Origin of the sequence: Streptomyces sp. NPDC057939 (assembly GCF_042887545.1) — a bacterium.
In the GTDB taxonomy this organism is placed as follows: Bacteria; Actinomycetota; Actinomycetes; order Streptomycetales; family Streptomycetaceae; genus Streptomyces.
The window spans coordinates 63,510-83,779 of the sequence record NZ_JBHVPG010000037.1 but is presented as its reverse complement, the minus strand read 5'-3'; the positions used below and the strand labels follow the sequence as shown (position 1 = coordinate 83,779).

Below are 20,270 nucleotides of genomic sequence, written 5' to 3'. Positions count from 1 at the left end.
CTCACACCGTCGCCCGCACCCCGCTCAGGAGGTCGCGCACCAGCTCCGCGCCGCGCAGCGTCAGCACCGACTCGGGGTGGAACTGGACGCCCGCCACCCCCGCCGCCGCCGAGCGCAGGGCGTGGACCTCACCCGTCGACGGATCCCGGGACACCTCCAACCCCTCGCGGGCCAGGCGCGCGGCCAGGTCGTCGCCGCAGTGCGCGGTGTACGTGTTGTAGAAGCCGACGACCTCCTCGGCCCCGAACAGGTCGACGCGGGTCTGCGCACCCTGCGCGGGCTCCGCCTTGCGGACCAGCGGCAGACCCAGCTCGGCCGCCAGCAGCTCGTGCCCCAGGCAGACGCCCAGGATCCCGCCCCGGTGGGTGGCCAGCAGCTCCGCGGTCAGGGCGCGCAGCATCCGCATCCTCGGGTCGTCGGCGTCCGCCGGGTTGCCGGGCCCCGGGCCCAGGACGACCGGACCGTCCCAGGCGGTCGCCACCGCCCGCAGCCCCGGCTCGTCGTAGCGGCGTACGGTCACCTCCAGGCCGGTCACCCGCAGCAGGTGCGCCAGCATCGCCGTGAAGGTGTCCTCGGCGTCCACCACCAGGGCGTGCCCGGTGACCTCCGCCGGGCGTTCCTGCATCCGCAGCCAGAACGGGGCCAGGTCCCGGCGCCTGGCCGCGAGGGCCTCCCGCACCCGCGGGTCGTCGGACAGCCCGGCGCCGTCGAAGGCCGGCCGGGGCGCGGCCTCCCGCACGCCGAGCGCGGCCAGCACCCCGGCGGCCTTGGCGTGGGTCTCGGCGACCTCGCCGGCCGGGTCGGAGTGCCGGACCAGGGTGGCGCCGACCGCCACCCGCAGGGCGCCGTCCGCGGCGATGTCGGCGGTGCGGATCAGGATCGGGGAGTCCAGGGTCGGGCCACCGGCGGCGTCCGTGCCGAGGAGCGCCAGCGCCCCCGCGTAGTAGCCGCGGCCGCCCCTCTCGTACCGCTCGATGACCCGGCAGGCGTTCTGCACGGGCGAGCCCGTCACCGTGGCCGCGAACATGGTCTCCCGCAGCACCTCGCGGACGTCCAGCGAGGACCGGCCGCGGAGCTCGTACTCGGTGTGTGCGAGGTGGGACATCTCCTTCAGCCGGGGGCCCACGACGACGCCGCCCATGTCGCCGACGGTGCACATCATCTTCAGTTCCTCGTCGACGACCATCGACAGCTCCTCGGTCTCCTTGCGGTCGCCGAGGAAGGCGAGCAGCGAATCGGCCGTCGGGCCGCCCGCCGGATACCGGTACGTGCCGCTGATGGGGTTCATCACGACGGTGCCGCCCGACATCCGCACGTGGACCTCCGGACTGGCCCCGACCAGGGTGCGGTCCCCGGTGTGGACGACGTACGTCCAGTACGCGCCCCGCTCGCCCTCCAGCAGCCGCCGGAACAGGGCCAGCGCGTCGGCCCGGCCGAAGCCGTCGATCCGGCCGCCGTAGGTGCGCCGGATCACGAAGTTCGCGCCCTCGCCGCGGCCGATCTCGTCGCGGAGGACCCGCCCGACGGTGGCCGCGTACTCCTCGTCGTCGACGTCGAAGCCGCCGCCCTCGACCCGCACCTCGTGGGAGGGCAGCGCGGCCAGCGCCTCGGCGAGCGGCACCTCCCAGGCCTCCTCGGCGACCAACACGCCGAGCGGGGTGCCGTCGTCGCGCACGTCGAAGCCCCGCTCGCGGATCTGCCGGAACGGCACGAGGGCGAGGGTGGGCAGCGGGCCGACGGGCAGGTCGGCGAGCAGCTCGGCCTCGTGGACCGGACCGACGAGCACCTCGACGGTGTCGTGGTCACGGCCCGGGGTCCGCCGGCGCAGCAGCGCGAACGGCGGGGCGGAGTCGTGGAGCAGGCGGCTGAATCCCGTGGTCATGGTGGGGCGTCCTTCCGTAAGGAGGGGCGGCCCCGGGCTCCTGCGTGGTGTCTGTCCCACCACATGCGGAAGGCCGCCCCTCGGGGCGGCCTTCGCTTCGCTCGTTCGTGTCAGTGGGTACGCGCGAGGAGTGGGCCGCCGGGAGCGGGCCACCACCAGTTCTGCTGCGAGTGCGCGTACATGCCGCCGACCCTAGCGCACAGCGGGAACATCGGGGGAGACGGCTGTCTCACGTACTGGGCAGCGGGCTGGACGGGACGTATGACGACGTAATGTGTACGGGGTGACCGTGAACGCTGAAACCCAAGCCCCCGCCGCCAAGGCGACCTGGCGAGACCTTCCCGCGGCGCAGCAGCCTTCGTACCCCGATGCCGAGGCTCTGCGCGCTGTCGTCGCGGACCTCGAGTCGTACCCTCCGCTGGTTTTCGCGGGTGAGTGCGACCAGCTGCGTGCCCGTCTGGGAGCCGTCGCCAAGGGCGAGGCGTTCCTGCTTCAGGGCGGCGACTGCGCAGAGGCCTTCGACGGCGTGTCCGCCGACCACATCCGAGCCAAGCTGAAGACGCTGCTCCAGATGAGTGCCGTCCTGACGTACGCGGCCTCCGTGCCGGTCGTCAAGGTCGGCCGCATCGCCGGCCAGTACTCCAAGCCGCGCTCCAAGGACACCGAGACCCGCGACGGCGTCACCCTGCCGACCTACCGCGGCGACTCCGTCAACGGCTTCGCCTTCACCGAAGAGGCCCGCATCCCGGACCCCGAGCGCCTGAAGCGGATGTACAACGCCTCCGCCTCCACGCTCAACCTGGTGCGCGCCTTCACCACCGGTGGCTACGCCGACCTGCGCCAGGTGCACGCCTGGAACCAGGACTTCGTGAAGTCCTCCCCGTCCGGGCAGCGCTACGAGCAGCTCGCACGGGAGATCGACAACGCGCTGAACTTCATGAAGGCCTGTGGCACCGACCCGGCGGAGTTCAAGGCCGTCGAGTTCTACGCCTCGCACGAGGCGCTGCTCCTCGACTACGAGGGCGCGCTGACCCGCACGGACTCGCGCACCGGCAAGCTGTACGACACCTCCGGCCACATGGTCTGGATCGGTGAGCGCACGCGCCAGCTGGACCACGCGCACATCGAGTTCTGCTCGCAGATCGCGAACCCGATCGGCATCAAGCTCGGCCCGACGACCACCGTCGACGAGGCCCTGACGTACGTCGACCGCCTCGACCCCGAGCGTCAGCCGGGCCGGCTGACCTTCGTCGTCCGCATGGGCGCCGACAAGGTCCGCGACAAGCTCCCCGAGCTGGTCGAGAAGGTCACCGCCTCCGGCACGACCGTCGCCTGGGTCACCGACCCGATGCACGGCAACACCTTCGAGGCGGCCTCCGGCCACAAGACGCGCCGTTTCGACGACGTGCTCGACGAGGTCAAGGGCTTCTTCGAGGTCCACAAGGCGCTGGGCACCCACCCGGGCGGCATTCACGTCGAGCTCACCGGTGACGACGTCACCGAGTGCGTGGGCGGCGGCGACGAGATCTTCGTCGACGACCTGCACCAGCGCTACGAGACGGCCTGCGACCCGCGGCTCAACCGCAGCCAGTCCCTGGACCTGGCGTTCCTGGTCGCCGAGATGTACCGCGACCAGTAGGGATCACTCAGTACCTTCGTACGACGATGGGGCGCGGATCGATGTGATCCGCGCCCCATCGTCGTATCGAGGGCTTTTAGGGTTGCCTAACTTTGGGTACGGTTAGGTAAGCCTCACCGAATAGGGGAGGGCCGCCGAACCGTTCCTCGCCAGGGAGGTGAACCGCGTGTACGTCTGCTCTTGCTTCGGGATCACCGACAAGCAGGTCAAGGACCACGCGGCTGCCGGGGCCTGCACCCCCCGCCAGATCGCCTCCGCCACGAAGGCCGGCACCGACTGCGGTTCGTGCGTGCGCACCATCCAGGGCCTCCTGGGCCGCGGGGCGTGCCCGCGCCGGGAACTGCTGGACCAGGGCAGGACGGCCGCCGTCCTCTCGGCCGACGAGCCCGCGCTGGCCGAAGCGGCCTAGCCCCATCCCGGGCCCGGGATCGAAGGCCCGCGGACTAGCTCTCCGGCTGCTCGATCAGCTGCGCGATGTACAGCGGCTCGCCGATGCTCTCGATCAGTTCCAGCTGGGTGTCGAGGTAGTCGATGTGGTGCTCCTCGTCCTCCAGGATCTCCTCGAAGAGCCGCGCCGAGGTGACGTCCCCCTTGCCGCGCATGACCTCGATGCCGCGCTTGAGGCGGTCGATCGCCTCGACCTCGACCTGTCGGTCGGCCTGGAACATCTCCGTGAGGGTCTGGCCGACGCGCACGTGGAAGAGGCGCTGGTAGTTCGGCAGACCGTCGAGCATCAGGATGCGCTCGGTGATCTTGTCCGCGTGCTTCATCTCGTCGATGGACTCGGCACGGGTGTAGTTGGCGAGCTTCGTCCAACCCTTGTTGTCCTGGATGCGGTAGTGCAGCCAGTACTGGTTGATGGCGGTGAGTTCGCCGGTCAGCTGCTCGTTGAGAAACTCGAGGACCTCGGGGTCGCCCTGCATCGCAGAAGCTCCTTCCAAGCAATGTCAGCAAAGTGACTGGGCAGGTGCGCGCATCCTTGCACCGCCGCCGGAGGCCGTCCAGTAAGTGCCTCCTTAGTGGGAGTTACCGGGACTTGCCCGAATAGGCACGGACCTGGTCATCACCACCCTGCCCAGTCTGTCACCATGGAGTCATGGGTCAGCCGGAAAACCGGGAATCACCGGGAGCAGAGCAGCTCGAGCTCCCACCGGGACAGCGGTTGCAGCGAGGCTGGCCCGTCACCCACTACGGTCCTGTACCGAAGTTCAAGCCCGACCGTTGGGAGTTCCGCGTCTTCGGCGCGACCGCCGACGGCGAGAAGCGCTGCTGGAACCACGAGGAGTTCGCGGCGCTGCCCTTCGACTCGGTCGTCGCGGACCTGCACTGCGTCACCAAGTTCAGCATGCTGGGCGCCGAATGGGGCGGCGTGCTCGCTCGCACCCTCCTCGAACTGGCGCCCCCGGCACCGCAGGTCACCCACGTGATGGTGTGGGCCGAGTACGGCTTCAGCTCCAACATGAGGCTCGCCGACTTCGCTGCCGAACGGACCGTCTTCGCCACCCACATGGGCGGCGAACTGCTGACGGCCGAGCACGGGTTCCCGCTGCGGCTCGTGGTTCCGCACCTGTACGCGTGGAAGGGTCCCAAGTGGGTCCGCGGCATCGAGTACATGACCGCCGACCGCCGCGGCTTCTGGGAGGAGCGCGGCTACCACAACATCGGCGACCCCTGGCGCGAGCAGCGCTACTCGTACCAGGAGGAGCCGGGCGACGGTCCCGAGCTCTAGGGTTGACGTCGGACCCGGGCCGCCCGTCATCGAACCGGCGGATTCCGGTCAGTGGTGGTAGCGGTGGACCACCGCGTGACCCTTGCCGCGGCCGATCATCCACTTGTTCACCGGCACGGTGATCACGAAGGCCGCGGCCAGCGCGATGGCGAGGACGATCCAGAACAGCGGGTCCGCCAGGTGTGCGTCCATCGCGCCCGGCCACAGCGCGATCACCCCGTTGTCGATCAGCTCCATCACGGCGATCGAGAGGGTGTCCGCGGCCAGCGCCACCCGGACGGCCGAGCGGAGGTCGACCCCGGCGGCGAGGATCCCGCGCAGGGTCAGCGCGTAGCCGAAGACGAACGCGAGGATGATCGCGAGGATCATCGTCGGGACGTTGCCCCAGCCCAGCGCGGTTCCGATGACCATGCCGAGGACCTCGCCGATGGCGCACCCGGTCAGGCAGTGCAGGGTGGCGCGGGCCGCGGCCGACCAGGTGACCCTGCCGCCGGCGGGCGGACGTCCGTGGTCGTGCCCGTGGTCGTCCCCGTGTCCGGGCCCCGGTCCGTGGGCGCCGTCGTGCTCGTTGCCGTGCTCGTGGTGCGCGTGCGCGTGTTCCATGGCAAGCCCCTCGCATGGGAAACGCCGGTATGCGGTTCCGTCCCCGTGACAGAACCGTATACCCCCTAGGGGTATTCCTCAAGGGGCCCGTGGATCAGTGCGGGCCGCGCAACTCCTTCAGCAGGGCCACGTCCGCGGCGTGCCCCTCCTTGCCGCCTGGGGTCTCGATGATCAGCGGCACACCGGCCGTCTCGGGGTGCGAGAACAGCTCGCCGAAGGCCTCCCGGCCGATGTGGCCCGCCCCGATGTTGGCGTGCCGGTCCTTGTGGGCGCCGACGCCCTCCTTGGAGTCGTTGGCGTGGATCAGTTTCAGCCGACCGGGCCCGACGGTGTCCACCAGGAGGTCCAGCGTCTGCTTGGTGCCGCCGGGCTCCGCCAGGTCGTGACCGGCCGCGAAGATGTGGCAGGTGTCCAGGCAGATCCCGAGCTTCGGGTGGTGGTCGAGCGCCTCGAAGTACGGCCCGAAGTCCCAGGTCCGCGAGCACAGCGAGGAGCCCTGCCCGGCCGTGGACTCCAGCAGCAGGTAGGGGTCGTCGTCGTGGGTCAGCTCGTCCAGCAGCGGCAACATGTGCTCCCTGACCTGCGCGTACGCCGCGTCGCGCGGGCGGCCGCCGGTCGCCGAGCCGGTGTGGACGACCACTCCGAGCGCGCCGATCTCCCGGGCCCGGCGCAGCGAGTGCCGCAGCGACTCCACGGACTTCTCCACCGTCGCCGCGGTGTGCGAGCCGAAGTTGATCAGGTACGGGGCGTGCACGTACGCGGGTACGGAGAGCTCTGCGCACTGCGCGCGGAACAGTGCGTCCTGCTTCGGGTTGCCCGTCGGCGTGGCCCAGCCGCGGGGGTTGGCGACGAATACCTGGACGGCCTCGGCGCCCATCCCGGCGGCGTACGGCAGGCCGACCGAGGCGAGCCCGCCGGCGACGGGCACGTGCCCGCCGACCGGGTTGCGCGTCGCCGCCGCGTCGCGGGAGGCCGAGGGAGGGGTCGGCGTCGAGGGGGTCACCGCAGGCGTGCCGGACGGGTTCACAGGCCCCTCGTCCTCACCGTGATCGTGCTGCCCTCGGGGGCGTTCAGGCCGCCGAGCACCGACTGGGACTCCACCGTGTTGCTGAAGGAGAGGAACGGCCGGTCCACCTTGACCTTGAAGCCGAGGCCCTCCAGCGTCTTGCGGGCCGCGTCCACGTCCTGGCCGGTCACGTCCGGTACCTGGACCTGGCGGGGGCCCTTGGAAAGGGTGAGGGTGACCGTGTCGCCGGCGGCGGCCTGAGCACCGGCCAGGGCCGACTGGTTGGCCACCGTGCCGGGCGCCGAGGGCGAGTTGACCTGCTCGGCGGCCACCTTCACGGTGAGGCCGAGGCCCTCCAGCGCCTGCCGCGCCTCGTCGGCGGTGCGGCCGGTGACGTTCGGCACCTGGACGGGACGGCCCTTGCTGACGACCAGCGCGACGGCCGTGTCGGGCGCCCGACGCTGGCCGCCGGCCGGATCGGTGCTGATCACCGAGCCCTGGGCCACGTCCTGGCTGAAGGCCTGCGTCACGATCCCCGGCGCCAGGCCCACCTTCGTCAGCTCGGCCTTCGCCTCCTCCAGCGGCCGACCCTTGAGGTCGGGCACGCTGACGACCTCGGGGCCGCGCGAGATGGTGAGCACCACCGCGCCGTTCCCGCGGATCCGCTTGCCGCCCTCGGGGTCGGTGTTCATGACCGTCCCGCGTTCGAAGGCGTCGCTGAACTTGCGGTCGACCCGCTTCACCCCGAGGCCGGCGGCCGACAGCTGGGACTTCGCCTGCTCCTCCGACTTGCCGAGCAGGTTCGGGACCTTCGTGAACTGGCCGGAGTTGATGTACCAGACGCCCGTGCCGAGACCGAGGGCGAGCAGCACCCCGGCGACGATCAGGAGCGGTCCGCGCCGGGGTGCGCGCGGAAGCCGCCGGTCCGGCGGTGCGGCGGCCGGCGCGGGCGCCGACTCCAGCCGCGAGGTGTGGAGCACCGGCTGCTGCACGTCCACCGAGCGGGGGATCACGCCCGTCCGGTCCTCCGCCGCGCTGCGCGCCTGGGCCCGCGCCTGCGGCGGTACGGCGTCCAGCTCGGCCTCGCCGAGGCCGTCGCGGACGCCGCGGGCCAGGCCGAGGAGGGCCGCGGCGTCGGAGGGCCGCAGCTCGGGGTTGCGGGCGGTGGCCTGCGCTACGAGGGCGTCGAGGCCGGCCGGGAGCCCGGGGACGGCGGCCGACGGGGGCGGAACGTCCTCGTTGAGGTGCTGGTAGAGCACCTGGGCGGGGCTGCCGCCGTTGTGCGGCTTGCTGCCGGTGAGCATCTCGTAGAGCACGACGCCGCAGGCGTACACGTCCACGCGGGTGTCGGTGATCCCGTTCTCGATCTGCTCGGGCGCCAGGTAGGAGACGGTGCCGAGGACCGAGCCGGTGGTGTTCGTGACGGAGCCCACGGAGCGGACCAGCCCGAAGTCGGCGACCTTCACACGGCCGTCGTCGCCGATGAGTACGTTCTCGGGCTTCATGTCCCGGTGCACGAAACCGGCCCGGTGGGCGGCTCCGAGGGCGGCGAGGACCGGTTCGAGGATGTCGAGGGCGGCCCGCGGCTGGAGCGCGCCGCGCTCGCGGAGCACGTCGCGCAGGGTGCAGCCGGAGACGTACTCCATGGCGAGGTACGTGTACGGGCCGTCGGTCCCCTGGTCGAAGACGGCGACGACGTTGGAGTGGGCGAGGCGGGCCACGGACTTCGCCTCGCGGATGAAACGGTCGACGAAGGCGCCGTCGGCGGCGAGCGCCGGGTGCATCACCTTCAGCGCGAGGACGCGGTCGAGACGGGTGTCCACGGCCCGGTAGACCGTGGCCATGCCGCCGGCCGCGATGCGGGCATCGATGCGGTAGCGGCCGTCGAGCACGCGCCCGACGAGGGGGTCATCCAGGGTCGTATCCACCCGGCGATTCTACGAGCGCCCGCCGCGCCGCCGGCCCGGGTGGGGGTGGTTGCAGCGCAGCTGTGACGCACGTCCCCTTCCCGGCGCCCCCGTCCGCGGCGCCCGCGGGCCCTTGCGGGCCCCGTCGGGTCGGGGCCCGTACCCCCTGGTCAGGCGGTGAAGGCGGGGCGTTCCGGGTCGAGGGCGGCGCGGCCCTCGACGGGGGAGGAGGCCTCGGCGAAGCGCCGTTGCGGAATGCGTCCCGCCCGGTGGGCGAGACGTCCCGCGGAGACGGCGTCCCGCATGGCCGCGGCCATCAGCACGGGCTCCTGGGCCCGGGTCACGGCGGAGGCCAGCATCACGCCCGCGCAGCCCAGCTCCATGGCCAGCGCGGCGTCCGACGCCGTCCCGGCACCCGCGTCCAGGATGACCGGGACGCCGGCCCGTTCGACGATCAGCTCGAAGTTGTGCGGGTTGCGGATCCCCATGCCGGAGCCGATGGGGGACCCGAGCGGCATGATCGCCGCGCAGCCCACGTCCTCCAGCTTCCGGGCCAGCACCGGGTCGTCGTTCGTGTAGGGCAGGACGGTGAAGCCCTCGTCCACCAGGACCTCGGCCGCGTCCAGCAGCTCGACGCCGTCCGGCAGGAGGGTGCGCTCGTCCGCGACGACCTCCAGCTTGATCCAGTCCGTGCCCAGGGCCTCCCGTGCCAGCCGGGCCGTGAGCACGGCCTCCCCGGCGGTGAAGCAGCCCGCCGTGTTCGGCAGGACGGCGATGCCGAGCTTCGTCAGCACCGACAGGACCGAGCCCTGCACCGTCGGGTCCAGGCGGCGCATCGCCACCGTCGTCAGTTCCGTCCCCGACGCGGTCAGCGCCCGTTCCAGGACGTCCAGGCTCGGGGCCCCGCCCGTGCCCATGATCAGGCGGGAGGAGAAGGTCCGGCCGCCCAGTTCGAAGAGGTCGTCCGCCATCGTCGTCAGCCTCCCTGGACCGCGGTGAGGACCTCGACCCGGTCGCCGTCGTCCAGTGGGGTGTGCGGCCACTGCCCGCGCGGGACGACGGTCTCGTTGAGGGCGGCGGCGACGCCCTTGGGCGCCCGGGTCAAAGTGGCCACCACCGCGTCGAGGGTGGTGCCGACCGCGATCTCGCGCGGCTCGCCGTTGACGGAGATGGTCATGCGTAGGACTCCTGACGCGTGGAGGAGAAGCGGCGGGGGGTGAAGGGGCGGGCGATCTCCGGTACGACTCCGGTGGCCAGCAGCTCCGCCATCACGTCCCCGGTGAGGGGGGTCAGCAGGACCCCGTTGCGGTAGTGGCCGGTGGCCAGGTGGAGGCCCGGCAGCTCGGTGGGTCCGAGCAGCGGCGCGTTGTCCGGCGAGCCCGGACGCAGCCCCGCCACGGTTTCGACCAGGGGGAGTTCGGTGATTCCGGGCACCAACTCGTGGGCGTCGCGCAGCAGCTCGTAGACCCCGCCCGCGGTGACCGTGGTGTCCCAGCCGAGTTCCTCGCTGGTGGCGCCGACGACGAGCTCGCCGCTCTCGCGCGGCACCAGGTAGACGTGGCTGCCGCGCACGACCGCCCGTACGGTCCGGGACAGGAACGGGCCGTACGCGGCCGGTACCGACAGCCGCAGCACCTGTCCCTTCACCGGCCGTACCGGAACGGCCACCTCGGGCGGTACGCCGGCGAGCCGGCCGCTGAACGAGCCCGCCGCCAGGACCACCTGGTCGGCGAACAACTCCGTACCGTCGTCGAGGACGGCGCCCGCGGCCCGGTCCCCGGTGGTGACGAGCCGGGCCGCGCGGGCCCGGTGCAGGGTCACCCCGGACCGCTCGCAGGCGGTCAGCAGGGCGGTCGCGAGGCGGCGCGGATCGACCTGGTGGTCCCCGTCGACCCGCAGCCCGCCGCGCACGCCGGGAGCCAGCATCGGCTCCAGACGGCGGCACTCGCGGCCGGTGAGCCACTCGGACTCCAGCCCGCAGCGGCGCTGGAGCGCGTGCAGTTCGCGCAGGTGGAGCCGGTCGTCCGCGTCGAGGGCGACGGCCAGGGTGCCGCAGGCCCGGTAGCCGATGTCCGTGCCGCCGCAGGCCTCGGACAGCTCCGCGGCGAAGTCCGGATAGCGGGCGGCGGAGGCGACGTTGAGCCCGAGCAGGGTCTCCTCGCCGTAGTGCAGTTCCGTGACGGCGGCCAGCATGCCCGCCGCGACCCGGGCGGCGCCGCCGCCGGGGTCCGGATCGGCCAGTACGACGCTCAGGCCGCGCCGGGCCGCCCGCCAGGCGATGACCAGGCCGATGATCCCGCCCCCGATGACGAGGACGTCGGATCCCTTCCGAGATGAGTGCATGGGCGTCCAGCCCCTCCCTTCGCCGGCATGACCCGGATCAGGTTCGTACGGTCGGAGGCCGGCCAGCCTCCCTCTCAGCCCGGTGCGCCCGGACTCCCGCGATGGGTACGGTGGCCAGACTAACCCCGTGGCCGATGCCGGGTAAGGCTGCCTCCCCCGGGCTCCCGCACCCGCTATTCCTGACGGACCGTCAGAGAACTAGGCTGGGTCGCGTGAGCGAGCAGACGCAACAGACGAACCCCGGTGTCGTGATCGTCGGCGCCGGAATGGCCGGGGTGCAGACCGCGGTGGCCCTGCGGGAACAGGGCTTCACCGGCCCCGTGACCCTGCTGGGGGCCGAACCCCACCAGCCCTACGACCGGCCCCCGCTGTCCAAGGCGGTGCTCCTCGGCAAGGCCGAGGACTCCGCCTTCGACGTCGACTTCGAGGGCCTCGACATCGAGCTGCGGCTCGGCACCGAGGTCACCGGCCTGCGGCACGCCGAACACGAACTGGACACCGAGGCCGGACCCGTCCCGTACGAGGTCCTCGTCCTGGCGACCGGAGCGCGGCCACTGACCCTGCCCGGCTCCGACGGCGTCCCCGGCGTGCACCTCCTGCGCACGCTCGACGACGCCGCCCGGCTGCGCCCCGTCCTGGCGACCGCCCCCGCCACCGTCGTCGTCGGGGCCGGCTGGATCGGCGCCGAGTTCGCCACCGCCGCCCGGGCGGCGGGCTGCGCCGTCACCGTCGTCGAGGCGGCGGACCGGGTCCTGGCGGGCGCCCTCCCGGCCGAGGTCACCGCCCCGATGGCCGGCTGGTACGCCGAGGCGGGCGCCGAGCTGATCACCGGCGCGAAGGTCGCCGGCATCGACGAGGGCCGGGTCCGGCTCGCGGACGGCCGGGAACTGGAGGCGGGCGCCGTCGTCGTCGGCATCGGCGCGCGCCCCGCGACGGACTGGCTGACCGGGACCGGGATCGACCGCGGCCCCGACGGCTCCGTCACCGCGGACGCCCACCTGCGCACCACCCTCCCCGGGGTGTACGCCGTCGGCGACTGCTCCTCCTTCCCGTCGGCCCGCTACGGGACGCGGCTGCTGGTCCACCACTGGGACAACGCCCTCCAGGGCCCGCGCGCCGTCGCGGCGAACATCCTGGCGGGGGAGCCCGTACGGGCCTACGACCCCGTCCCGTACTTCTGGTCGGAGCAGTTCGGCCGCTTCGTCCAGTACGCCGGACACCACGCCGGCGCCGACACCCTGCTGTGGCGCGGCGACCCCGGCGACGCCACCTGGTCGGTGTGCTGGCTCCGGGACGGCCTCCTGGTCGCCGTCCTGGCCGTCGGCCGGCCGAGGGACCTCGCGCAGGGCCGCAAGCTCATCGAGTCGGCCGTCCCCGTCGACCCGGCCCGGGTGGCGGACCCCGCCACCCCGCTGAAGTCCGCCACCGCCTGAGGCGCCCGACGGCGCGACGGGACGGATCGGGCACGGCGGAGCGGGGGAGTCCGCCCCGCGCCGCCCGGGCGGGAGGCGGCCCGGACCCCGGACGGACGGGCCAGGTACCGGCGGCCCGTCCGAGATGGCAGGCTTGTGTCCGTGACCGAGATTGACGCAAAGATCGATGCCCTTGTCCCCTCCTGGCTGCACCTCCCCGACATCGCGGAGATGCTCGACGTCGAGGTGACCCGGGTCCGCCAGATGGTCAAGGAAGGCCAGCTCATCGCCGTACGCCGGGGCGAGAACCGCACCCTGCAGGTTCCGGCCCAGTTCATCGACGGCGACAAGGTCGTGAAGGGCCTCGTGGGCCTGCTGACCGTGCTGCGCGACGACCGCTTCTCCGAGGAGGAGATCCTGGAATGGCTCTTCACCGAGGATCCGACCCTGCCCGGCAGCCCCGTGCAGGCGCTGAGCGAGAATCGCGGCACGGAGGTGAAGCGCCGCGCTCAGGCGCTCGCCCTCTGATGAGCTGATCCACAGGTGTGCGGGCCGGTCCCACCGGCCCGCACACCGCCACCACCACGGGGGGTACACCCATGCAGCAGCTGTCCGACGCCCGGCTCTACCTGTGCACGGACGCCCGGAAGCGGCAGGGTGACCTCCCCGAGTTCCTGGACGCCGTCCTGGCCGGGGGCGTGGACATCGTCCAGCTCCGCGACAAGGGCATGGAGGCCGGCGAGGAACTGGAACACCTCGGGGTCTTCGCCGACGCCGCCCGCCGCCACGGCAAGCTCCTCGCGGTCAACGACCGCGCCGACGTCGCGCACGCCATCGGCTCCGACGTCCTGCACCTCGGCCAGGGCGACATCCCCGTCCCGGCCGCCCGCGCCATCCTCGGCGGCGGCGTCCTCATCGGCCGGTCCTGCCACGCCGAGTCCGAGGTCGACGCCGCGGCGGCCGAGCCCGGCGTCGACTACTTCTGCACCGGACCCTGCTGGCCCACCCCCACCAAGCCGGGCCGCCACGCCCCCGGCCTCGACCTCGTCCGCCACGCCGCCTCCCTGCGCCAGGACCGCCCCTGGTTCGCCATCGGCGGCATCGACGCCGGCAACCTGGACGAGGTCCTGGACGCGGGCGCCACCCGCGTCGTCGTCGTACGGGCCGTCACCGAGGCCTCCGATCCCGGCGCCGCGGCCGCCGACCTCGCCCGGCGCGTACGCGCCCGCGCCGAGGTCGTCACCGGCTAGACCGGGGGAGCCGCCAGGGCGCCGCTCGGCCGGGACCGCCACCGGTCGGGCCGCCGTCCGCAAGGTGTCCAAAAATGTGTCCAATGGATGGACACGGCTTCGGTGTCCGCCGAGCCGCGTCTAACCTGCCCGTATGGCCCTTGGTACCGCTTCCACCTGGTCGGACCGTGCACACACGGTCCGGGACCTCATCGCGTCCGGGTGCTCGTACTCATTCGAGTTCTGGGCCCCCAAGACGGAGAAGGGCGAGCGCAACCTCTGGAACGCGCTCCGCCGGATCGAGGCGGTCTCCCCGAGCTTCGTCTCGGTGACCTACGGGGCAGGCGGCTCCACCCGCGGCGGCACCGTCCGCGCCACCCAGCAGATCGCCGCCGACACCACCCTGACCCCCGTCGCGCACCTCACCGCCGTGGACCACTCGGTCGCCGAGCTGCGCCACGTCATCGGGCAGTTCGCGGACGCCGGGATCCGCAACATGCTCGTCGTGCGCGGGGATCCGCCGGGCGACCCGATGGGCGAGTGGGTCCCGCACCCCGAGGGCGTCCACTACGCGGCGGACCTGGTCCGGCTGGTCAAGGAGTCGGGCGACTACTGCGTCGGCGTCGCGGCCTTCCCCGAGATGCACCCCCGCTCCTCCGACTGGGACACGGACATCCGTCACTTCGTGGACAAGTGCCGCGCGGGCGCCGACTACGCGATCACCCAGATGTTCTTCGATCCGGAGAATTATCTGCGGCTGCGCGACAGCGTCGCGAAGGCGGGCTGCGAGACCCCGATCATCCCCGAGGTCATGCCCGTTGTGGCCGTGAAGCAGCTCGAACGGCTGCCGCAACTCAGCAACGCGCTCTTCCCCGAGACTGTGAAAGAACGCATGCTCGCGGTCAAGGACGATCCCGCCGCTGTACGCTCCATTGGCATCGAGTTCGCCACGGAGTTCTGCGCGCGGCTGCTGTCCGAGGGTGTACCAGGACTGCACTTCATCACGTTGAACAATTCCACGGCGTCCCTCGAGATCTACGAGAACCTGGGCCTGCACCAGCGGGCCTGACCGGCCATTCCCCGTTCCCGTGCGGGCGGCCGTACCGAGAGGGGCCACGCATGGGAATGACGGTCCTCTACATCGCGTTCGGTGTCGTCGCGTTGTGGTTGCTTGCCGAGGTCCTGATGCAGTACAAGGCCCGGCTCCGCTGGCGCCTGCTCGCCTTCACCGGGTTCCTCGGCGTCGTGGCGGGGGTGCTGCTGCCCTCGGTGTACGTGATCGGCGCGGGCGCCGTCGCCTTCGCCCTGGGCCAGACCCTGGTGACGCTGTCCTTCCGCAAGGGCTTCGTGGCCGGCTGGGCGCTGCGCCGGGGCGGGGAACCCGCACCGCAGGAACAGGGTCGACGCCGCCGCTCCGGAGGCGAACCGCGCCCGGACGCCGGGCTGGAGGTGACGGCCCTGGAGTACGGATCCCAGGGCCCGGACGCCGCCCGCGAAGGCCGTGACGGCCACGAGGACCGCGACGTGGACTCCACGCAGGTCTTCACCCCGGAGCCGGTCCCCGAGGACACCGGCTCGTACGGCATACAGAGCTTCGCCCCCCGCCAGGGCGACGGGGCCGCGCCCTACGGCCGGCCCGAGCAGGACGCCCACCGGTACGCGGCGCACTACGAGCAGCAGCAGGGCGGGCCGGGCTACGACTACCCCGGCGGCTACCCGACCGGCGAACAGCAGGTCTACGCCGCCTACTCGGACCCGTACATCGGCACCGGCGGCGCGGTCGCCCCGCCCGGCTACGACTACTCGGGCTACGCCCAGTACGACCCGGCGCAGCAGCAGTACTCGACGGACACGCCGCCCGGCGGGGTCTGGGTCCCGCAGCAGCGCGCCAACGACGCACAGCCCCCGTACCCGGGCCAGGACGGCGGCCAGGACCAGCAGCAGCCCCAGCAGGGCTACCCGTACCAGGGCAACCAGGGCAACGGCACCGGCGAGTACGAGCAGTACCGCTACTGACGGCCGCCCGCAGGGACCGGCTCCGGGGTCACTGCGACCCCCGGAACCGGTCCCCCTCCACGATCAGGCCGGCCACCAGAGCCCCGGTCATCCCGGCGTGCGCGAGCCCGCCGCCCGGGTGGGCCCAGCCGCCCGCGAGGTAGAACCCGGGCAGGGCCGTCGTGTTCGCCGGATACAGCAGCCGGCCGCCCGCCCCCGCGAGGGCCGGCGGCGGCACGGCCCCGCCGAGGGCGCCGGTCGCCGCCTCCACGTCGGCCGGGGTGCGCACCTCGTGCCACAGCAGCCGCTCCCGCAGCCCCGGCACCGCCCGTTCGGCAGCCGCCAGCAGCTCCTGCACCCCGGGGACGCCCTGCGGCGCCTGCGGGTCGCACACGGCGCTCACGGTGACGGCCTCGTGGTCCGCGTCGGGCCGGGTCGTCGGGTCGTCGGGGCGCAGGACGGTGACCGTCCCCACGCCCGCCCCGTGGCCCGGGTCGCGGTGGACCAGCGTGCGGTGCGCGGCGTCCGTCGGACGGGCCCCGCGCAGGGCGAGCAGCAGGGTGATCCGGCTGGGCACCCCGGCGCCCCGGGCCGGAACCGCGTCCGGGGCCCAGGCGGGGGAGCCGACCGGCAGCTGCCTCGGGTCGATGCCGCAGACGACCAGGTCGGCGGCCTCCTCGGTGCCGTCGTCGAGCAGCAGCCCGGCGGCCCGGCCGTCCCGCGTCAGGACGTCCCGTACGCCGGAGCCGAAGACGAACTCCACCTTCCGCTCCAGGCAGCGCTCGTGGACGGCGGTCGCCAGGGCGCGCAGGCCGCCCCGGACGTACCAGCTGCCGAAGGTCTGCTCCATGTAGGGCAGCGCGGCGGCGGAGGCGGGGGCCGTCCGGGGGTCGAGGCCGTACGTCTCGACCCGGGCGGTCAGCAGCTCGGCGAGCGGGCCGCCCAGCTCGCGCCCGGCCACCTCGGCCAGGGTCGGCGGGCGCCGCCGCAGCAGCCCGCTCCCGCGCAGCGCGGGGTACGGGTCGCGGCCCAGGGACTGCCATGCGGGGCGCAGCGGCTCCTCCAGCAGGGGGCGGCGGGTGGCGTCCCAGGTGTCGCGGGCGCGGCCCAGCACGGCGTTCCAGCGCTCGCCCGCGCCCGGGCCGAAGGCCTCGTCCAGCGCGGCGGCGACCCCGCCGCGCGACTTGCCGGGGAGGGTGACGGTGATGGCGCCGGGCCCTTCGCCGAGGACGTGCCGGACGGCCGGGTCCAACTGGACCAGGTCGACGTGGTCCTCCAGGGGCCGCTTGCCGGTCTTGATGAACAGGTCGCGGTAGACGGCGGGCAGGTGCAGCAGCCCCGGGCCGGTGTCGAAGGCGAAGCCGTCGCGCCGGTGGCGTCCGACGGAGCCCCCGTGGTCGGGTCCGCGTTCGTGGACCGTCACCCGGTGCCCCGCCACGGCCAGCCGGGCCGCCGTCGCCATCGCGCCCATCCCGGCGCCGATCACCGCAATTCGTGCCATGGGCTGAGCCTATCGAGGGAGGTCGGGGGGTCAGTCGGGTGGTGCCCCGCCGGCCGCGCGGACTTCGGCGCCCAGCCGTTTCTCCTCGCGGCGCTGGGCGCGCCGGCGCAGGAAGCGGCGGATCCGGGTCCAGAGGTAGAGCACCATCGCCAGTCCGGCGACCAGCAGGACCGCCGCGATGATCGCGGCGGCCTGGGGGTTGAACATGGCGAAGGTGACGATCGCGCCGACGCCGAGGTCCTCGGCCGTGCTCATCACGATGTTGCTGACGGGCTCGGGTGAGGTGTTGATGGCCATCCGGGTGCCGGCCTTGACGAAATGGCTGGCCAGCGCGGTGGAACCGCCGACCGCGCCGGCGGCGAGGTCCGACAGGGAGCCGCTCTGCCCCGCGAGCAGGGCGCCGACCACGGCCCCGGACAGCGGTCGGATCACGGTGTGGACGGAGTCCCAGAGCGAGTCCACGTAGGGGATCTTGTCGGCCACGGCCTCGCAGAGGAACAGGACGGCCGCCGCGATCAGGACGTCGGGGCGTTGGAGCGCGGCGGGGACGTCGTCGCTCAGTCCGGTCGCGCCGAAGATGCCGAGCAGGAGGATCACGGCGTACGCATTGATCCCACTGGCCCAGCCGCTGGTGAAGACCAGGGGGAGCACACTCACCCGGCCATCATGACGCAGCCGGCCCGCTCCGGCAGGCGTACGGCGCGACGGGCCCCGCCGGCGGGGCCGCGCACGGCTCGCGCCCGGGTACGGCGGAGGGGACGGTCGCCTTAGGGCGGCCGTCCCCTCCGTCATGAGTCTTCGTGGGGCTACTGCCCCTGTTCGTCACGGCGGCGCTGCCACCGTTCCTCGATCCGGGTCATCATCGACCGACGCTGTCGGCTGCGGCCGTGGGCCGAGCCTTCTGCACTTCCGGAGACGGGCTGCTCGCCGGGCTTGGGTGCCTTGCGCCAACCGGTGACCACGAGGACCGTACATCCCAGCATGACGAGGAAACCCACCACGCTGATCCAGAGCACGTTCGGCACGATCACACCGGTCATGAGGAGCGCGATACCCACCACAATGCCTGCGACTGCCTGGTAGACCCGTCGCCGGGTGTACGTGCGCAGTCCACTACCCTCAAGCGCTGTCGCGAACTTGGGGTCTTCGGCGTACAGCGCTCGCTCCATCTGCTCGAGCATTCGCTGCTCGTGCTCCGAGAGCGGCACGGGAGTCCTCCTCATCCGTCGGTCGCGGGGGTAGCGACCAGGGGTCCCCTTCAGGATAGGCGGGGAATCGCCCCCGTGACACCCGCCCTCTACGCCACATTCTGCGAATCCACCGTGCCGGTAAAGCACGGTGTCAAATCTGTGTGTCAAACCGTACCGCCGCCAGTGCGGTCACTGAGGCGCTTATTCCCCAATGAACAGTCCGCCATGCCGACCGGTGCTTCCGATCATACGGGGAGGAGCGCCGGATGGGAGGGTGTGCGGCCGAGGCCGCCCGCGCATGCCCGCAGATCAGGCGGGCTTCTCGCCCAAAACGTGCAGTTGCGTGGCCACCGCGTGGAAGGCGGGGAGCTCGGCCGCGGCCTCCTCCAGACGCAGCAGTGCCTCCACCGCGCCGGGTTCGGTGTCCACCAGGACCCCGGGGACCAGGTCGGCGAAGATCCGCACGCCGTGGACCGCGCCGACGGCGAGGCCGGCCCCGCCTACGAGCTCGCCGAGCTGCTCGGCGGTGAAGCGGCGCGGCACCGGGTCGCCGGCGCCCCAGCGCCCGGCCGGGTCGGTGAGCGCGGTACGGGCCTCGGTGAAGTGCCCCGCCAGTGCCCGGGCGAGCACGGCCCCGCCGACGCCGGAGCCGAGCACGCTGAGGATGCCGCCGGGGCGCAGGGCCGCGACCGCGTTGGCCACGCCCTCGGCCGGGTCGTCCACGTACTCCAGCACGCCGTGGCAGAGCACGACGTCGTAGGCGTCGCGCTCGACCACGTCGAGCAGGCCCTGCGCGTCTCCCTGGACCCCGCGCACCAGATCGGCGACGCCGGCCTCGGAGACCCGGCGCTCCAGCCCGAACAGCGCGTTCGGGCTGGGGTCGACCACGGTCACCCGGTGGCCCAGGTGGGCCACCGGCACGGCGAACTTGCCGGTGCCGCCACCGGTGTCCAGTACGTCCAGCACGTCCCGCCCGGTCGCCTTCACCCGGCGGTCGAGGGCCTCCCTGAGGACCTCCCACACCACGGCGGTGCGGAGGGAGGCGCGGGGGCGGGAATTGTCCGACACGGCTGATGACTCCTCGGCGCGATTGGGTGGGGGAGCAGTGCGATCCCCACCCTATGGCCTCGGACAGCCGGGCAGGTCATCCCGCCTCCGGACGCTCCGGTCCCGGTGTCCTCGGCAGCGGCAGGGCCTGCGTCACGGGCTGCAACGCGAGCATCCGCTCCACCAGTCGCAGGAACATGCCCACCTCCCGCACCAGGTCGTCCGCCTGACGACCGGTCGCCGCGTCCCGTATCCCCGCCTCGGCCCGCGCCCGGCGCGCCGCACCGGAGGCGAACAGGGCGCTCCACTCCGTCAGCTCCGGCGCTATCTCCGGGAGCACCTCCCACGCGCTGCGGATCCGGGGCCTGCGCCGCGGGTTGACCGGCTCGGGGCGCCCGCGCGCGGCGAGCACCGCCGCGGCGGCACGCAGCGCCGCGAGGTGTGCCGTGGCGTACCGCTCGTCGGACCGGGTCAGCAGGGCCGCCTCGGCCAGGCCGCTGCGGGCCTTTGCGAGCAGGTCCAGGGCGGCCGGTGGTGCGGCCGACCTGCGCGGGACGGGGTGGACAGGGGACGGGGACGGTGTGGCCATGACGAACCTCCTGTCGTTGCGTGGTGCTCGGCGGTGGTGCCGGAGCGCGTGCGGTGCGCACGTGCTCCTCCATCGTGACGGGCCCCACTGACAATCATCCTGACCTGCGCTTATACCCACAAAGCCCCCCTCATGTACGGCCCTTGGCCCTGAACCTGATAGTTTTTGAACTGACCGGTCAGTTCAAATGAAGGGGGA

General features: G+C 72.8%; 21 protein-coding genes and 1 riboswitch. Of the genes, 8 read left to right on the top strand and 13 right to left on the bottom strand.

Going from position 1 to position 20,270, the window contains the following annotated elements; all coding sequences use genetic code 11:
• Position 1: 1 nt before the first annotated feature.
• On the bottom strand, positions 2 to 1,882 hold the full coding sequence (locus ACFVS6_RS30610; protein WP_389708912.1) for an anthranilate synthase family protein: 1,881 nt from the start codon (positions 1,880 to 1,882) through the stop codon (positions 2 to 4).
• A 283-nt stretch (positions 1,883 to 2,165) separates the two neighbouring features.
• Here ACFVS6_RS30610 and ACFVS6_RS30605 point away from each other — a divergent pair, with 283 nt between their 5' ends.
• Positions 2,166 to 3,521 (top strand): class II 3-deoxy-7-phosphoheptulonate synthase, encoded by a 1,356-nt coding sequence (locus ACFVS6_RS30605; RefSeq protein ID WP_389708910.1) that lies wholly within the window; start codon positions 2,166 to 2,168, stop codon positions 3,519 to 3,521.
• A gap of 157 nt (positions 3,522 to 3,678) precedes the next feature.
• The gene (locus ACFVS6_RS30600; RefSeq protein ID WP_389708908.1) at positions 3,679 to 3,930 is read left to right on the top strand and encodes a bacterioferritin-associated ferredoxin; all 252 of its coding nucleotides are present in this window, start codon (positions 3,679 to 3,681) and stop codon (positions 3,928 to 3,930) included.
• A 34-nt stretch (positions 3,931 to 3,964) separates the two neighbouring features.
• On the opposite strand, the gene bfr is transcribed toward ACFVS6_RS30600, so the two are convergent.
• The gene (gene bfr, locus ACFVS6_RS30595; RefSeq protein ID WP_281204637.1) at positions 3,965 to 4,444 is read right to left on the bottom strand and encodes a bacterioferritin; all 480 of its coding nucleotides are present in this window, start codon (positions 4,442 to 4,444) and stop codon (positions 3,965 to 3,967) included.
• Positions 4,445 to 4,617: 173 nt separating this feature from the next.
• Here bfr and ACFVS6_RS30590 point away from each other — a divergent pair, with 173 nt between their 5' ends.
• A complete protein-coding gene (locus ACFVS6_RS30590) occupies positions 4,618 to 5,250 on the top strand; it encodes a sulfite oxidase-like oxidoreductase (RefSeq protein WP_389708906.1) in 633 nt (210 codons plus the stop codon).
• 48 nt (positions 5,251 to 5,298) lie between these two features.
• On the opposite strand, the gene ACFVS6_RS30585 is transcribed toward ACFVS6_RS30590, so the two are convergent.
• The 6 genes from ACFVS6_RS30585 to thiO form a co-directional block, all read right to left on the bottom strand.
• Complete coding sequence (locus tag ACFVS6_RS30585) at positions 5,299 to 5,853, bottom strand: DUF4396 domain-containing protein (protein WP_389708904.1); 555 nt, start codon at positions 5,851 to 5,853, stop codon at positions 5,299 to 5,301.
• Positions 5,854 to 5,947: 94 nt separating this feature from the next.
• The gene (locus tag ACFVS6_RS30580; RefSeq protein WP_389708925.1) at positions 5,948 to 6,856 is read right to left on the bottom strand and encodes a deoxyribonuclease IV; all 909 of its coding nucleotides are present in this window, start codon (positions 6,854 to 6,856) and stop codon (positions 5,948 to 5,950) included.
• Positions 6,857 to 6,876: 20 nt separating this feature from the next.
• Entirely contained in the window at positions 6,877 to 8,787 is a 1,911-nt protein-coding gene (pknB, locus tag ACFVS6_RS30575) for a Stk1 family PASTA domain-containing Ser/Thr kinase (RefSeq protein WP_389708902.1), read from the bottom strand.
• Between the two features lie 149 nt (positions 8,788 to 8,936).
• On the bottom strand, positions 8,937 to 9,737 hold the full coding sequence (locus tag ACFVS6_RS30570; protein ID WP_389708900.1) for a thiazole synthase: 801 nt from the start codon (positions 9,735 to 9,737) through the stop codon (positions 8,937 to 8,939).
• A 5-nt stretch (positions 9,738 to 9,742) separates the two neighbouring features.
• On the bottom strand, positions 9,743 to 9,943 hold the full coding sequence (gene thiS / locus ACFVS6_RS30565; protein ID WP_389708898.1) for a sulfur carrier protein ThiS: 201 nt from the start codon (positions 9,941 to 9,943) through the stop codon (positions 9,743 to 9,745).
• Positions 9,940 to 11,109, bottom strand: a complete 1,170-nt coding sequence (gene thiO / locus ACFVS6_RS30560; RefSeq protein WP_389708896.1) for a glycine oxidase ThiO — start codon at positions 11,107 to 11,109, stop codon at positions 9,940 to 9,942. Before thiO ends, thiS begins: the two co-directional genes overlap by 4 nt.
• Positions 11,107 to 11,219: riboswitch (TPP riboswitch) on the bottom strand. (Overlaps the previous gene by 3 nt.)
• A gap of 102 nt (positions 11,220 to 11,321) precedes the next feature.
• Here thiO and ACFVS6_RS30555 point away from each other — a divergent pair.
• The 5 genes from ACFVS6_RS30555 to ACFVS6_RS30535 all read left to right on the top strand — a co-directional run bounded on the left by ACFVS6_RS30555 (position 11,322) and on the right by ACFVS6_RS30535 (position 15,766).
• On the top strand, positions 11,322 to 12,542 hold the full coding sequence (locus ACFVS6_RS30555; protein WP_389708894.1) for an NAD(P)/FAD-dependent oxidoreductase: 1,221 nt from the start codon (positions 11,322 to 11,324) through the stop codon (positions 12,540 to 12,542).
• A gap of 141 nt (positions 12,543 to 12,683) precedes the next feature.
• Complete coding sequence (locus tag ACFVS6_RS30550; protein WP_281204644.1) at positions 12,684 to 13,049, top strand: Rv2175c family DNA-binding protein; 366 nt, start codon at positions 12,684 to 12,686, stop codon at positions 13,047 to 13,049.
• A gap of 71 nt (positions 13,050 to 13,120) precedes the next feature.
• Complete coding sequence (thiE, locus tag ACFVS6_RS30545) at positions 13,121 to 13,771, top strand: thiamine phosphate synthase (RefSeq protein ID WP_389708891.1); 651 nt, start codon at positions 13,121 to 13,123, stop codon at positions 13,769 to 13,771.
• A 133-nt stretch (positions 13,772 to 13,904) separates the two neighbouring features.
• The gene (gene metF, locus ACFVS6_RS30540; RefSeq protein ID WP_389708889.1) at positions 13,905 to 14,819 is read left to right on the top strand and encodes a methylenetetrahydrofolate reductase [NAD(P)H]; all 915 of its coding nucleotides are present in this window, start codon (positions 13,905 to 13,907) and stop codon (positions 14,817 to 14,819) included.
• Positions 14,820 to 14,869: 50 nt separating this feature from the next.
• Positions 14,870 to 15,766, top strand: coding sequence for a hypothetical protein (locus ACFVS6_RS30535; RefSeq protein ID WP_389708887.1), 897 nt, complete (start codon positions 14,870 to 14,872; stop codon positions 15,764 to 15,766).
• A gap of 28 nt (positions 15,767 to 15,794) precedes the next feature.
• Here ACFVS6_RS30535 and ACFVS6_RS30530 read toward each other — a convergent pair whose 3' ends face one another.
• The 5 genes from ACFVS6_RS30530 to ACFVS6_RS30510 form a co-directional block, all read right to left on the bottom strand.
• On the bottom strand, positions 15,795 to 17,246 hold the full coding sequence (locus ACFVS6_RS30530; protein WP_389708885.1) for a phytoene desaturase family protein: 1,452 nt from the start codon (positions 17,244 to 17,246) through the stop codon (positions 15,795 to 15,797).
• A gap of 30 nt (positions 17,247 to 17,276) precedes the next feature.
• Positions 17,277 to 17,903 carry a DUF4126 domain-containing protein gene (locus tag ACFVS6_RS30525; RefSeq protein ID WP_389708883.1) on the bottom strand — a complete coding sequence of 209 codons (627 nt, stop codon included), beginning with the start codon at positions 17,901 to 17,903 and terminating at the stop codon, positions 17,277 to 17,279.
• A 149-nt stretch (positions 17,904 to 18,052) separates the two neighbouring features.
• Positions 18,053 to 18,454: a DUF3040 domain-containing protein gene (locus ACFVS6_RS30520; protein ID WP_389708881.1), complete on the bottom strand. Its 402-nt coding sequence runs from the start codon at positions 18,452 to 18,454 to the stop codon at positions 18,053 to 18,055.
• Positions 18,455 to 18,745: 291 nt separating this feature from the next.
• Complete coding sequence (locus ACFVS6_RS30515; protein ID WP_389708879.1) at positions 18,746 to 19,504, bottom strand: methyltransferase; 759 nt, start codon at positions 19,502 to 19,504, stop codon at positions 18,746 to 18,748.
• A 76-nt stretch (positions 19,505 to 19,580) separates the two neighbouring features.
• Positions 19,581 to 20,072, bottom strand: coding sequence for an SAV_6107 family HEPN domain-containing protein (locus tag ACFVS6_RS30510; RefSeq protein WP_389708877.1), 492 nt, complete (start codon positions 20,070 to 20,072; stop codon positions 19,581 to 19,583).
• Between the last annotated feature and the right edge of the window lie 198 nt (positions 20,073 to 20,270).